At 67.9% G+C, this 13,063-nt stretch carries 13 protein-coding genes; 7 read left to right on the plus strand and 6 right to left on the minus strand.

Going from position 1 to position 13,063, the window contains the following annotated elements:
* Window positions 1-23 precede the first annotated feature (23 nt).
* Window positions 24-770 carry a GAF and ANTAR domain-containing protein gene (locus ACFVM3_RS26665; RefSeq protein WP_378442716.1) on the plus strand — a complete coding sequence of 249 codons (747 nt, stop codon included), beginning with the start codon at window positions 24-26 and terminating at the stop codon, window positions 768-770.
* Here ACFVM3_RS26665 and ACFVM3_RS26670 read toward each other — a convergent pair.
* Window positions 767-1,906 (minus strand): Gfo/Idh/MocA family protein, encoded by a 1,140-nt coding sequence (locus ACFVM3_RS26670; RefSeq protein WP_378442717.1) that lies wholly within the window; start codon window positions 1,904-1,906, stop codon window positions 767-769. The genes ACFVM3_RS26665 and ACFVM3_RS26670 overlap by 4 nt on opposite strands.
* An 89-nt stretch (window positions 1,907-1,995) precedes the next feature.
* Window positions 1,996-2,367 carry a MerR family transcriptional regulator gene (locus ACFVM3_RS26675; RefSeq protein ID WP_378442718.1) on the minus strand — a complete coding sequence of 124 codons (372 nt, stop codon included), beginning with the start codon at window positions 2,365-2,367 and terminating at the stop codon, window positions 1,996-1,998.
* Window positions 2,368-2,431: 64 nt separating this feature from the next.
* Here ACFVM3_RS26675 and ACFVM3_RS26680 point away from each other — a divergent pair, with 64 nt between their 5' ends.
* Window positions 2,432-3,658, plus strand: coding sequence for an MFS transporter (locus tag ACFVM3_RS26680; RefSeq protein WP_378442719.1), 1,227 nt, complete (start codon window positions 2,432-2,434; stop codon window positions 3,656-3,658).
* Here ACFVM3_RS26680 and ACFVM3_RS26685 read toward each other — a convergent pair.
* A complete protein-coding gene (locus tag ACFVM3_RS26685; RefSeq protein ID WP_378442720.1) occupies window positions 3,579-4,475 on the minus strand; it encodes a LysR substrate-binding domain-containing protein in 897 nt (298 codons plus the stop codon). The two genes, ACFVM3_RS26680 and ACFVM3_RS26685, sit on opposite strands and share 80 nt — an antisense overlap.
* Before the next feature lie 86 nt (window positions 4,476-4,561).
* Between ACFVM3_RS26685 and ACFVM3_RS26690 the strand changes: the two genes are divergently transcribed.
* Window positions 4,562-5,890, plus strand: a complete 1,329-nt coding sequence (locus ACFVM3_RS26690; protein WP_378442721.1) for an aspartate aminotransferase family protein — start codon at window positions 4,562-4,564, stop codon at window positions 5,888-5,890.
* Between the two features lie 274 nt (window positions 5,891-6,164).
* On the opposite strand, the gene ACFVM3_RS26695 is transcribed toward ACFVM3_RS26690, so the two are convergent.
* Both ACFVM3_RS26695 and ACFVM3_RS26700 read right to left on the minus strand, forming a co-directional pair.
* Window positions 6,165-6,965 carry an alpha/beta fold hydrolase gene (locus ACFVM3_RS26695; RefSeq protein WP_378442722.1) on the minus strand — a complete coding sequence of 267 codons (801 nt, stop codon included), beginning with the start codon at window positions 6,963-6,965 and terminating at the stop codon, window positions 6,165-6,167.
* Between the two features lie 14 nt (window positions 6,966-6,979).
* Window positions 6,980-7,846, minus strand: a complete 867-nt coding sequence (locus tag ACFVM3_RS26700) for a bile acid:sodium symporter family protein (RefSeq protein WP_378442723.1) — start codon at window positions 7,844-7,846, stop codon at window positions 6,980-6,982.
* A gap of 169 nt (window positions 7,847-8,015) precedes the next feature.
* Here ACFVM3_RS26700 and ACFVM3_RS26705 point away from each other — a divergent pair, with 169 nt between their 5' ends.
* Window positions 8,016-8,561 (plus strand): DM13 domain-containing protein, encoded by a 546-nt coding sequence (locus ACFVM3_RS26705; RefSeq protein ID WP_378442724.1) that lies wholly within the window; start codon window positions 8,016-8,018, stop codon window positions 8,559-8,561.
* On the opposite strand, the gene ACFVM3_RS26710 is transcribed toward ACFVM3_RS26705, so the two are convergent.
* Complete coding sequence (locus tag ACFVM3_RS26710; RefSeq protein ID WP_378442725.1) at window positions 8,558-9,187, minus strand: TetR/AcrR family transcriptional regulator; 630 nt, start codon at window positions 9,185-9,187, stop codon at window positions 8,558-8,560. The two genes, ACFVM3_RS26705 and ACFVM3_RS26710, sit on opposite strands and share 4 nt — an antisense overlap.
* Window positions 9,188-9,247: 60 nt before the next feature.
* Here ACFVM3_RS26710 and ACFVM3_RS26715 point away from each other — a divergent pair, with 60 nt between their 5' ends.
* From ACFVM3_RS26715 to ACFVM3_RS26725, 3 genes are all read left to right on the plus strand, one after another.
* Window positions 9,248-9,679 carry an RpiB/LacA/LacB family sugar-phosphate isomerase gene (locus ACFVM3_RS26715; RefSeq protein ID WP_378442726.1) on the plus strand — a complete coding sequence of 144 codons (432 nt, stop codon included), beginning with the start codon at window positions 9,248-9,250 and terminating at the stop codon, window positions 9,677-9,679.
* Between the two features lie 261 nt (window positions 9,680-9,940).
* Window positions 9,941-11,578 carry a glycosyl hydrolase family 18 protein gene (locus tag ACFVM3_RS26720; protein WP_378442727.1) on the plus strand — a complete coding sequence of 546 codons (1,638 nt, stop codon included), beginning with the start codon at window positions 9,941-9,943 and terminating at the stop codon, window positions 11,576-11,578.
* 11 nt (window positions 11,579-11,589) lie between these two features.
* Entirely contained in the window at window positions 11,590-12,948 is a 1,359-nt protein-coding gene (locus ACFVM3_RS26725) for a cellulose binding domain-containing protein (protein WP_378442728.1), read from the plus strand.
* Window positions 12,949-13,063: the final 115 nt, after the last annotated feature.

Genomic DNA, 13,063 nt, shown 5'->3' on the forward strand with positions numbered 1-13,063 from the left:
ATCCGCCGTCCGAGGGAAGGGCCATGATGGATCAGTTTCGCGACACCGCTTCGGCGTTGCGGGAGCTCACCGAGTCGATGCGGCTCGACGAGCCCCGCGACGAGTTGCTGGAACGGGTGGCGAAGAAGGTGATCGGGCTGCTGCCGGGCGCGGACGCGGCCACGGTGACGCTGTACTCCGACGGCGAACCGAGCACCGTCGCCGCCACCGACGAATCCCTGCTCCCCCTGGACAAGGCGCAGTACAGCGCGGACGAGGGCCCCTGCCTGAAGGCCGCCGAGAGCGGGTCGATCGTCCGGACCCTCCTGGACGCCGACGCGACCGCGCGCTGGCCGGATTTCGCGGCCGCAGCCGACCAGCTCGGCGTGCGGACCGCGCTGGCCTGCCCATTGTTCGTCCCCGACGAGTCGCACTTCAAGCGGCGGGAGACCGAGCCGCTGACCGGCGCGCTCAACGTCTGGAGCTTCGAGGAGAACGCCTTCGACCCGGTGGAGGCGGCCCTGGTCGCGATGTTCACCTCGGCCATTTCGGCGATCATCCTGACCGCGTCCCGCTGGGCCGCCGCCGAACGGCAGGCGGAGACCCTGGTCGCCGCGCTGGAGACCAGGGACGCCATCGCCACCGCGAAGGGAATCGTGATGGCACGTCTGGAGCTGAACGCCGAGGAAGCCTTCCGCTGGCTCACCGAGGCGTCACAGCACACGAACCGCAAGATCCGGGAGATCTCGGTGCTGATCGCGGAAGACCCGGGAGCGGTTTTCGGCCGCTAGCCCAGTGAGATCCGTCGGTTCTCGCGCGAGGACTCGAGGCCGGCTTCCGCGAGCCGGATGCCGCGGACGCCCGCCATGAAGTCGTAAGGATGCGGCGCGTCCTCCACGACGTGGCGGACGAACTGCTCCCACTGGGCGCGGAAACCGTTGCCGAAGTCCTCGTTGTCCGGCACTTCCTGCCACTGCGAACGGTACGACCGCGTCTCGGCGAGATCCGGGTTCCACACCGGCTTCGGTGTGGCCTCCCTCGGCTGGATGACGCATTTGTGCAGGCCGGCGACGGCGCTGCCCTTGGTGCCGTCGACCTGGAACTCGACCAGTTCGTCACGGTGGACCCGCACGCACCAGGACGAGTTGAGCTGGGCGATTATCCCGCCTTCGAGCTCGAAGATCGCGTACGCGGAGTCGTCGGCCGTCGCGGCGTACCGGTCGCCCTTCTCGTCGACGCGCTCCGGGATATGCGTGACGGCCTTCGCGGTCACGGCGTTGACGGCGCCGAAGAGGTTCTCCAGCACGTAGTTCCAGTGGCAGAACATGTCGACGACGATGCCGCCGCCGTCTTCGGCGCGGTAGTTCCAGCTGGGACGCTGTGCCGACTGCCAGTCGCCCTCGAACACCCAGTAACCGAACTCGCCGCGCACGGACAGCACCTGGCCGAAGAAGCCGCTGTCCATCAGGCGCTTCAGCTTGAGCAGGCCGGGCAGGTACAGCTTGTCGTGGACGACGCCGTTCTTGACCCCGGCCGCTTCGGCGTGCCGTGCCAGCGCGAGCGCGCCTTCGACCGACTCCGCCACCGGCTTCTCGGTGTAGATGTGCTTTCCGGCGTCGATGGCACGGACGATCGACTTCTCGCGGACCGCGGTCAGCTGCGCGTCGAAGTAGAGCGGGAGGTCGTCGTCGCCGAGCGCGGCGTCGAGGTCGGTGGTCCAGCGGGTCAGCCCGTGCCGGGTGGCGATCTCTTCGAGCTTGTCCGCGTTGCGCCCCACCAGGACCGGTTCCAGCTGCACCCGCGAACCGTCGGCCAGCTCGACCCCGCCTGCCTCCCTGATCGCCAGGACCGAGCGCACCAGGTGCTGCCGATAGCCCATCCGCCCGGTGACGCCGTTCATCACGACGCCGAGTTTCCGCGTGGTCATCCGTTCTCCTTTGAAAGCGCTTTCCTGCCCACATCCTGAAAGCGCTTTCTCGCCCTGTCAAGGCCGATGCGAGGAAAGCCTCTCCCGGCTCAGGACGCCGGGTCGTAGGCGCGGACCGCGTCGAGGTACTCGGTGATGGCGTCCCGGTTGCGGAGCAGGCATTCGGCGCGCCGGGTCATCCGGTCGCGTTCGGCCTCCAGGGTTTCGAGCATCTCCGCGGTCGCGTCCGGGAAGTAGATCTGCCGGGGTTTGTCCAGGCACGGCAGGATCTGCTTGATGATCCTGGTCGGCAGCCCGGCGTCGAGCAGGCCGCGGACCTGGATGACCCGGTCGACCGACGATTCGGCGTAGTCGCGGTAGCCGTTGGCCAGCCGCTCCGAGACGATGAGACCCTGCTCCTCGTAGTACCGCAGCAGGCGGCGCGACGTCCCCGTCCGCTCCGACAGTTCCCCGATCCGCATGTGCGCCACCTCACCCCGGCCGACTTGACCTTCACATCTGTGTGATGGTTCGAGCATACGGATCATGACTGCGAAACTCCCACTCGGCGCGCTGCTCGCGCTGACCACGGCGGCGTTCGTCACCGTCCTCACCGAAGCCCTTCCCGCGGGGGTGCTGCCCGCGATGAGCGCCGGGCTCGGCGTCAGCGAAGCGGCGACAGGGCAACTGGTGACGGTGTACGCGATCGGCACCGCGCTGACCGCGATCCCCCTGTCCGCGGCGACCGCGGGCTGGCGCCGCAGACGCTTGCTCCTGACCGGAGTCGCCGGTTTCGCCATCGCCAACACGGTCACGGCGCTGTCCACGAACTATCCGCTGACCCTCGGCGCGCGATTCGTCGCCGGGATCGCGGCGGGCGTGGTCTGGGCACTGCTGGCCGGTTACGCCCGGCGGCTGGCGCCGGAACCGGTGCGGGGCAAGGCGATCGCCGTCGTGATGACCGGTATCCCGCTCGCGCTCTCGCTCGGCATCCCCGCCGGCACCTTCCTGGGCGGTCTCTTCGGCTGGCAGGTGACGTTCTCGCTCATGTCGGCGCTCGCGCTCGGCCTGCTCGCCTGGATCGCGCTGGCCGTCCCCGATTTTCCCGGGCAGGACAAGGGCGGCAGGCTCCCGGTGCGCCGGACCCTCGCCGTTCCCGGCGTGGCCGCCGTCCTGTTCGTGACACTGACGTTCGTGCTGGCGCACAACATCCTCTACACCTACATCGCGACCTTCCTCGAACACGTGTCGCTGGGCGGCTCGGTCGATCGGATCCTGCTGGTGTTCGGCCTGGCGTCGATGGTCAGCATCTGGTTCGTCGGCCTCTTCATCGACCGCCGGCTGCGTCCGCTGACCGTCGCCGGCACCCTTCTCGTGGCGGCCGGAGCGACGATTTTGGCTCTGCTGGGCGAAAGCCCGGCGCTGGTCTATCTCGCGGTGACCCTGTGGGGGCTCGGCTGGGGCGGCATCCCGACCCTGCTGCAGACCGCCGCCGCGCAGGCGGGTGACCAGGGCGGCGCGGCGGATATCGCGCAGGCCATGCTGGTCACCTTGTGGAACGCGGCGATGGCGGGCGGCGGGATCGCGGGTGGGGTCCTCCTCGACGGCTTCGGCGCGGAGTCGTTCCCCTGGAGTGTCCTGGTACTGCTCGTGCCGACGCTGGCCGTGGTGCTGGTGGCGCGACGGCACGGGTTCACAGCGGCAGTTCCGGATGGCTCCGGATCGCCTCGAGAACCAGGTCGACAGCGGCGCGAGGCGCGGACCCGCGCCTGATCGCCGCGGTGATCGACCGGTCGACCGGCGTCACGAGCTCGCGGGTGGCGACGCGGTAGCGCCGGTCGACGGCGAGGCCCGGCAGAAGAGCGATCGAAAGCCCGGCCTCGACGTGCTGCAAGGTCATCATGTAGTTGCTGAACCGGGCGATCACGCGCGGCTCGAAACCGGCTTCGCGGCAGAGCCGGGTGGCGAGATTCGCCATGTACGACTGGGGAACGTCGAACGCCCATGGCTCGCTCGCGTAGGCGGCGAGGTCGGCAGGGCCGCGGCCCGCGGCCGGATGACCGGGCGGGACGACGAGCACGATCGGGTCGGTCGCGAGCGGTACGAGTTCGACGTCGGGCCCCAGCGGCTGTTCGACGAAGTCCGTGGTGGTGATGATGACGTCGGCGTCACCGACGCGGAGCGCGGGCATGCTGACGTGCGGTTCGAGTTCGAGCAGTTCGATCTGCAGGCGCGGATGCGAGCGGGCCAGCCGGTTCACCGCGGGGACGGCGATGGTGTGGATCGAACTCTGGAAGGCGCCGAGGCGGACGAGCCCCGCCGGTCCCTCACCGAGACCGCGCAGCTCGGCCTCGACGGTGTCCATGTGGTCGAGGATCTCCCTCGCGCGGCGGGCCAGCATCCGCCCGGCCGGGGTCAGCCGGACGCGGCGGCCGGTGCGCTCCAGCAGGTGTGTCCGCGTCTCGGCCTCGAGGACCGCGAGCTGCTGGGACACGCTGGACGCGCTCAGGTTGGCCGCTTTCGCGACCGCGCGGACGGTGCCGAGCGTGTCCAGTCTGCTCAGCAGGCTGAGCCTCCACGGATTGAGCATGGCGCCATTGTTGTACGGATCGGCCGAACAGCACAGCCGGAATCGTGAGATGGACGTGTCGCTCGGCGGGGATTTACCGTCAGGGCATGGCTGCTCCGATCACCGAACTGTCCACCGCCGACCGTTTCTGGGCCGACGCCGACCGGCACCTCGTGCGCTACGCCGGGGCAGGCGACTTCACCCGCGAGATCATCGATCACGCCGCCGGGAGCTACCTGTTCACCGAGTCCGGACGGCGGATCCTCGACTTCACTTCGGGACAGATGAGCGCGATCCTCGGGCATTCGCATCCCGAGATCGTCGAGACCGTACGACGGCAGATCGGCTCGCTCGACCACCTGTTCAGCGGGATGCTGAGCCGCCCCGTCGTCGACCTCGCGCGACGGCTGGCCGAGACTTTGCCGTCACCGCTGGAAAAGGCGCTACTCCTGACCACCGGGGCGGAGTCGAACGAGGCCGCGATCCGGATGGCGAAACTCGTCACCGGGAAGCACGAGATCGTGTCGTTCGCCCGGTCGTGGCACGGGATGACGCAAGCGGCGGCGAACGCGACCTACAGTGCCGGCCGCAAGGGCTACGGGCCGACCGCGCCCGGCAACTTCGCCATTCCCGCGCCGAACGCGTATCGGCCGGACTTCCTCACCCCGGAAGGGGAACTGGACTGGAAGCGGCAACTGGACTTCGGGTTCGAGATGATCGACGCCCAGTCCGTCGGCAGCCTCGCGGCGTGCATCGTCGAACCGGTCCTCAGCTCGGGCGGGATCATCGAGCCACCGGTGGGATATTTCGCCGCGCTGCACCAGAAGTGTCGCGAACGCGGGATGCTGCTGATCCTCGACGAGGCACAGACCGGCTTGTGCCGCACGGGAAACTGGTACGCGTTCGAACGCGACGGCGTCGTCCCCGACATCCTCACCCTGTCCAAGACGCTGGGCGCCGGCCTCCCGCTCGCGGCGGTGATCACGAGCGCCGAGATCGAACAGGAAGCGCACGACCGCGGCTATCTGTTCTTCACCACGCACGTCGCGGACCCGCTGGTGGCGGCCGTCGGGAACACCGTGCTCGACGTCCTCACCCGCGACCGGCTCGACGAACGCGCCACCGGACTGGGTGCCTTCCTCCGCCGCGGTCTCGACGACATCGCCGCCCGTCATCCCGTCGTCGGCGACATCCGCGGGCGCGGTCTGCTGGTCGGCGTGGAACTCGTCGTGGACCGGGCCACGAAGGAGAGTTCCGACGAACTGGGCGCGCTGGTCACGCGGCGGTGCCTCGAACTGGGGCTGCACATGAACATCGTGCAGTTGCCGGGAATGGGCGGGGTCTTCCGGATCGCTCCCCCGCTGACCGCGACCGAGGACGAACTGGCGGAAGGGCTGGGCACCCTGGACAAGGCGATCGGGGACGTCAGCGCCTGAAGTACATGAAGGCCCCCTTCCTGTACCTAGGCGCAAGGAAGGGGTCCTTTATGTACTGGGGAAGGTGTGAAGGTCGAGCTTCCTCGGCTGAGCCGAGGGAAGGGGGCCTTCACGCGCCGCTCAAGGCGATTTCGCGTGACTGAGTGGACGACACGCGTGATCCGACGGACGACACGCGTGACTGGACGGACGACACACGCGCGGCCGCGTTCCGCCGCGAGTCGTCCGCCCGATCACGCGTGTCGTCCATCCAGACACGCGAAAGCGTCGGCCGCTATGCCCGGAACTCACGAAGCAACCGAGCGACCTCGCCCGGCCGCTCCAGGAACGGCGAGTGCCCGGCGTCCTCCACGACCTCCACGCGGGCCCCGGCCGCCGAGTACCGCGCGAAAGTCTTGTCACAGTCGTAAAAGCGGTCCCGCCGCCCGAGAATCACCAGGCACGGCAACCCCAAGGCCGCCACTTGCGCATCGAGAGGACGAAACGCGAGCAGCCGCGCCCGTTCCACGAGGACCACCCTGGCCATCGACGGCGCGGTGACGGCGTGATCCGCCAAGTCCTGCAAGGGATCGTCGAACCAGCCGCTGCGGCGGAACCGGGAAGCGAGCCGGATCCATCGCCGATCGGCGACCGTCCGCACGAGCGCGCCGACCATCGGCAGCAGCACCGAACTGCCCGGCGGAAAGGAGGCGTAGCTGTAGTCCGGCGCCTGTCCGATCAGCACCACGGAACCGACTCGCGGGGAGATCGCGGCCAGCGCCAAGGCGACGTCCGCACCGAAGGAGTGACCGGCGACCAGGACGTCCTCGACGTCCAGCGCATCGAGGACGGCGGCCACCATGCGTCCCTGCGACGCCGCGTCGAGCCCCGAAGAACCACCTGTGCACCCGTGTCCCAGCAGATCCACCCGGATCACCCGATGCCGCGCGGCCAGGCCGAGGGTGAGCCGGTCGAACCAGTGCACCGACCCGCAATACCCGTGCAGCAGCACCAACGGCGGCCCGGCACCGTCCTGCCGGACGTGGACGGCGACGCCGTTCACGTCGAGGAACTCGCCGATGGGAGAACGAGGCACTCCCTCAAATTAGCTCAGACCGGCGTGCTCTCCCTGCTGCGGGACAACAGGTACGCCGCGATCCCGGCGGGGAAGAACATGAGCACGCCGTAGACCCCGGCGGGCACGGCCATCGCCTTGTCGCCGAGCACGGAATACGCCACCGCGATCGCGAGCGTGGCATTGTGGACGCCGATCTCCATGGCGGACGCGATCGACTGCCCGCGGTCCACTCGGAACAGTCGAGGCACGTAGTACCCGATCGCGAGGCTGAGCACGGAAAGCGCCAGCGCGACCGGCCCGAGCGTCCAGATGTTGTCCGCCAGCGTCCGGAACTCCTGCGCGATCGCGGCCGCGATCACCAGGACGAGCACCACGGCGGAGCCGATCTTGACCGGTTTGCGCATCCGCTCGGCCCAGCCGGTGAACCGGTGCCGCACCGCCATCCCGATCACGACCGGGATCAGCACGATCGCGAACACCTGCAGGAACTTCGCGGGCTGGAGCCCGACCGAGGCGCCGCCGTCGAGGAATCCGGCCATCGACAGGCCGACCACCAGCGGCAGGGTGAACACGGCCAGTACCGAGTTGATCGCCGTGAGTGTGACGTTCAGGGCGACGTCGCCACCGGCGAGGTGGCTGAACAGGTTCGCCGAGGTCCCGCCCGGCGAGGCGACGAGCAGCATCATGCCGACCGCGAGCACGCCTTCGAGGCCGAACAGCACGATGAGGCCGACGCAGATCACGGGCAGCACGATCATCTGGCACACGAGCGCGATGACGGCCGCCTTCGGATATTTCAGTACGCGCGTGAAGTCGCCGACGGTCAGTGTCAGCCCTAGCCCGAACATGACCAGTGCCAGCGCTACCGGCAGGAGGATGGAAAACATCGCCGAACCCATCGAGGGGCCTCCGTCCGATATGCCCTTTTCAGATCGGCAATCGTGTCAAGCGGCGTGATCGCGGTCAAGGTGCCGAAACCCAGCCGTGACCCCGCCCGATCGGCGCCGTAAGAGTTCGGTAACCGCCCGAACCGGGCGATCCGGACGGTTCGCGCGGTTGAATGTCCTCATGAAACGCAAGCGGGTGCTCGCCGTACTGGCGGCCGGACTGGTGGTGGCGGCCGCCGCGGGCCTCTACTGGTTCCAGCCGTGGAAGCTCTGGGTCAACGAGACGGTCGACGAGGCCGTTCCCGTCGTCGCCCAGCCCTCGGCTCAGCCGACCACCCAGACTTCGGGAAGCGCCACGTCCGCCCCGAAAGAGCCCTCGGTCGTGGCCACCGGCGAACTGATCAGCCACGAGCACGCGACCAGCGGCAAGGTCCGGATCCTGCGCGCGGCCGACGGATCACTGGTGCTGCGCCTGGAGAACCTCGACACGAGCAACGGACCGGATCTGCGGGTCTGGCTCACCGACGCGCCGGTCATCCCCGGCAAGGGTGGCTGGTTCGTGTTCGACGACGGCGCGTACGTGAGCGCCGGGAAACTCAAGGGCAACAAGGGAAGCCAGAACTACACGCTGCCCGCGGGCACCGATCTGACGCGCTATTCGAGTGTGACCATCTGGTGTGAACGGTTCAGTGTCTCGTTCGGCGCGGCCGCGCTGACCAAGGTTTAAGCGAGCCGGTCCACGGCGTACTCCATCTCCGCGCGGACGGCACGCAGGTCGATGCCGCCGGGATCGATGATCGAGGCCACGGCGATCCCCCGCAGCTGCCCGACCAGCGCCGCCGCGTACGCGTCGGGATCGCGGACGCCGGTGATGGAACCGTCCGCGAGCCCGGCGGCGACGGTCTGCGCGATGGCGAAGCGGTACCGGCGATCGGCCTCGGTCATCGCCGACCGCACCGCCGGATCGCCGACGGTCGCGTCCGTCCAGAGCACCACGAACGCCCGGTTCAGCGGCGGCATGTCGGTGAGCAGTTCGAAGAAGATGTCCAGCAGGGCGCGCAGCATATCCATCGGACTCGGGGTCAGCCCACCGGTCCTGGTGGCGACGGCGGCGCTGAAGACGTCGGCGAACTTCTCCGCGGCGAACTCGACGAGCCGCTGCACCAGCGTCTCCTTCGAACCGAACAACTGGTAGACGACGCCACTGGGATAGCCGGTCCTGGCGCAGATCATGCCGATCTTCAGCCGGGCGAAACCCGCCTCGCCGATCAGCCGGGCGGCGGTGTCGAGAATCCGTGTCCGTGCGATCTCCTGGTCACGCTGGACCTGGTGCTCCTCCGCAGACGAGTCCACGCCGCGATCCTCCCATGACTTCCGGTTCGTCACCTGTCGACGCGGCGTTACGATCCGGATATGAGGATCGCCTTCGCCGCCGACGACCGGAACGCCACCACGGACGCCGTCCAGGCCTATCTCGCCGAGTCGGGCCACGAGGTGCTCCGCCCCGCGACGTCGGACGTCTGGCCGGAACTCGGCGCGGCGGTCGGCAGGGCGGTCGCGGAAGGCGATGCCGATTTCGGCGTGGTGATGTGCTGGACCGGGACGGGGACGGCCATCGCGGCCAACAAGGTCCCCGGGGTCCGCGCGGCGCTGGCCTGGGACACCTGGATCGCCGCGGGCGCGCGCAAATGGAACGACGCCAACGTGCTGGCGCTGAGCCTCAAACGCCTGGCCCCCGATGTGGCCGTCGAAATCACCGACGTGTTCCTTTCCGGTGTCCTGCCCGACCCCGACGAATCGGCGAATATCGCCCGCCTCGGCGAAATGGACGATTTCCGCCGGTAAGCGGCACCGAACCAGTGAACGGTTAACGCTGTCGAACGTATTAGGCCGTTCGCAGGAAAATCACCACTCTACGTAGTGATGCTTCCCATATTGGTCCAGACCACGTACCGTCTCCCGCAACAAAGCGTTCCGCATGGAGGTGGTCGATGAAGACGCATCCCCGCCTGCCCGGCTCCGGCCTCGGCAACGCGATGTCGCTGATTTCCCTTTGACGAAATCATCTCCAAGATCATTTCCCTGCACCGGGTTGTAAGGAGTGAAATGTCGAGAAAAAGATGGCATCTGGTCGGCCTGTTCACGGCCGTGGCGGCGCTGGCCGTCGGTCTGGTGACCGTGCCGGCGAACGCGGCAGGCGGCGTCGGAGCCACCCTGACCAAGGGGTCGGATTGGGGCACCGGCTGGGAAGGCAAGTACACGATCACCAACAACTCCGGAGCCAGCCTGAGCTCCTGGACGGTCGAGTTCGATCTCGCGGCGGGCCACTCGATCGCTTCGCTGTGGGACGGCAGCTACACCGTCTCCGGCCAGCACGTGACCGTCAAGAACACCTGGAACGGCAACCTTTCCAACGGCGGTTCCACCAGCTTCGGGTTCAACGTCAAGTACTCCGGCGCCTACACCGCGCCCGCCAACTGCAAGATCAACGGCGGCTCCTGCGACCCTGGCGGCGGTAACCCGACCACGACGCCGACCACACCGACCACCACGACGTCCAATCCCCCGACGTCGACCAGCACGAGCAACCCGCCGACCACCACGACTTCGAACCCGAACCCGGGCGCGAAGAAGAACCTCGGCTATTTCGTGCAGTGGGGCGTCTACGGCCGCAACTACCACGTGAAGAACATCCACACTTCCGGTTCCGCGGCCAAGCTGACGCATATCAACTACGCGTTCGGCAACGTCACCAACGGTTCCTGCACCGCGAACGACGACACCTACGCCGACTACGACAAGTTCTACGACGCCGCGTCCAGTGTGGACGGTGTCGCGGACTCGTGGGACGCCGGTTCGCTGCGCGGTAACTTCAACCAGCTGCGCAAGCTGAAGAAGATGTACCCTGGCCTCAAGGTGCTGTGGTCGTTCGGCGGCTGGACCTGGTCCGGCGGCTTCGGCCAGGCGTCGAAGAACCCGGCCGCGTTCGCGGAATCCTGCTACAAGCTCATCAAGGACCCGCGCTGGGCCGACGTCTTCGACGGTATCGACATCGACTGGGAGTACCCGAACGCCTGCGGTCTCACCTGTGACACCAGCGGCCCCGCCGCGATCAAGAACGTGGCACAGGCGCTGCGCACCAAGTTCGGCTCCTCGTTCCTGGTCACCGCCGCGATCACCGCGGACGCCAGCAGCGGTGGCAAGATCGACGCCGCCGACTACGGCCCCGCGTCGGCGTACTTCGACTGGTACAACGTCATGACGTACGACTTCTTCGGCGCTTGGGCGGCGCAGGGACCGACGGCCCCGCACTCGCCGCTGACGTCGTACCCCGGCATCCCGCAGCAGGGTTTCAACTCCGACGAAGCCATCCAGAAGCTCAAGGCCAAGGGTGTCCCGGCGAGCAAACTGTTGCTGGGTATCGGTTTCTACGGCCGAGGCTGGACAGGCGTCACCCAGGACGCCCCGGGCGGCACCGCGACCGGCGCGGCACCGGGCACCTACGAGGCGGGCATCGAGGACTACAAGATCCTCAAGAACAGCTGCCCGGCGACCGGCACCGTCGCGGGTACCGCGTACGCGAAGTGCGGCAACAACTGGTGGAGCTACGACACTCCCGCGACCATCAACGGAAAGATGGGCTGGACCAAGAACCAGGGTCTCGGCGGCGCGTTCTTCTGGGAGCTCAGTGGTGACACCTCCAACGGTGAACTCGTCACGGCCATGCGCAACGGCCTGAACTGAGGGGTCCGACAGTGGGCAAGCGGATTTGGATCCAGGCCGTCGGCCTGGCCGCCGCTGCCGCAACGGCCGGCGCGATCCTCGTGATCGCGCCGGCCTCCGCGGCCGGCGGCGTCGGCGCCGCCTTCAGCAAGGGTTCCGATTGGGGCTCGGGCTGGGAAGGCAAGTACACGATCAGCAACAACTCGGGATCGAGCCTTCCCTCGTGGACGGTCGAATTCGACCTCCCCGCGGGGCACTCGATCGCCTCGTTGTGGGACGGCAGCTACTCGGTGTCCGGCCAGCACGTGACGGTGAAGAACACCTGGAACGGCAACCTGTCCAACGGCGGTTCCACCAGCTTCGGGTTCAACGTCAAGTACTCCGGTGGCTACGTAGCCCCGGCGAACTGCAAGATCAACGGCGGGTCCTGCGATCCGGGCGGCGGCGGTCCGACCACGACGCCGACCACGCCCACCACGTCTTCTCCGACGACGACCACGAGCAACCCGCCGCTGCCCGGCGGCCGTGGCGCGCCGTATCTCTACCTGGGCTGGGGCAGCCCGCCGAATCCGCAGACGGTCATGAACGCGACCGGGATCAAATGGTTCACGATGGCGTTCATCCTTTCGTCCGGTGGCTGCAACCCCGCCTGGGACGGCAGCCGTCCGCTGCAGGGCGGCGTCGACGCGAACGCGATCGCGCAGATCAAGGCCGCGGGCGGGCAGATCGTGCCGTCCTTCGGCGGGTGGAGCGGCAACAAGCTCGGCCCGAACTGCTCGACGCCGGAAGCGCTCGCCGGTGCCTACCAGAAGGTGATCGACGCCTACGGTCTCAAGGCGATCGACATCGACATCGAGAACACCGACGAGTTCGAGAACGCGGTCGTGCAGGACCGCGTGCTGAACGCGCTGAAGATCGTGAAGGCGAACAACCCCGGCATCCAGACCATCCTCACCTTCGGCACGACGACCAGCGGCCCGAACTCCTGGGGCAACCGGCTCATCGACCAGTCGAAGGCGCTGAACGCCGGGATCGACGTCTACACGATCATGCCGTTCGATTTCGGTGGTGGCGCGGACATGTACGGGAACACCATCCGGGCCGCGAACGGTCTGCGGGACAAGCTGAAGTCGACGTTCGGGTGGAACGACGCCACGGCGTACGGCCACCTCGGCATCAGCGGGATGAACGGTCTTTCGGACCAGCGGGAACTGACGAGTCTCGACACCTGGACGCGGATCACCGACTGGTCCAGGACGAACAGGATCGCCAGGCTCGCGTTCTGGTCGACCAACCGTGACCGGGGCTGCCCGAACGGCGGGGTCGCCGAGAACTGCAGTGGTATCGCACAGAACGACTGGGACTTCACGCGGATCACCGCGGCTTTCTGACGTCCCCCTTCGAACCGCGGGCCCGCACCGATGCTGCACGGTGCGGGCCCGCTCCTTTCTCCCGCAATCAGTCCTCTGGACGCGGTCCTTGCGTGTGCAAGGACCGCATCCAGAG

It is taken from the genome of Amycolatopsis sp. NPDC057786 (genome assembly GCF_042797905.1).
Taxonomy (GTDB): Bacteria; Actinomycetota; Actinomycetes; order Mycobacteriales; family Pseudonocardiaceae; genus Amycolatopsis.

Bases quoted from the DNA above. Each gene is read 5' to 3' on its own strand.
- ACFVM3_RS26665 (WP_378442716.1), top strand. From the start codon at position 24: ATGATGGATCAGTTTCGCGACACCGCTTCGGCGTTGCGGGAGCTCACC.
- ACFVM3_RS26670 (WP_378442717.1), bottom strand. From the start codon at position 1,906: ATGACCACGCGGAAACTCGGCGTCGTGATGAACGGCGTCACCGGGCGG.
- ACFVM3_RS26675 (WP_378442718.1), bottom strand. From the start codon at position 2,367: ATGCGGATCGGGGAACTGTCGGAGCGGACGGGGACGTCGCGCCGCCTG.
- ACFVM3_RS26680 (WP_378442719.1), top strand. From the start codon at position 2,432: ATGACTGCGAAACTCCCACTCGGCGCGCTGCTCGCGCTGACCACGGCG.
- ACFVM3_RS26685 (WP_378442720.1), bottom strand. From the start codon at position 4,475: ATGCTCAATCCGTGGAGGCTCAGCCTGCTGAGCAGACTGGACACGCTC.
- ACFVM3_RS26690 (WP_378442721.1), top strand. From the start codon at position 4,562: ATGGCTGCTCCGATCACCGAACTGTCCACCGCCGACCGTTTCTGGGCC.
- ACFVM3_RS26700 (WP_378442723.1), bottom strand. From the start codon at position 7,846: ATGGGTTCGGCGATGTTTTCCATCCTCCTGCCGGTAGCGCTGGCACTG.
- ACFVM3_RS26705 (WP_378442724.1), top strand. From the start codon at position 8,016: ATGAAACGCAAGCGGGTGCTCGCCGTACTGGCGGCCGGACTGGTGGTG.
- ACFVM3_RS26715 (WP_378442726.1), top strand. From the start codon at position 9,248: ATGAGGATCGCCTTCGCCGCCGACGACCGGAACGCCACCACGGACGCC.
- ACFVM3_RS26720 (WP_378442727.1), top strand. From the start codon at position 9,941: ATGTCGAGAAAAAGATGGCATCTGGTCGGCCTGTTCACGGCCGTGGCG.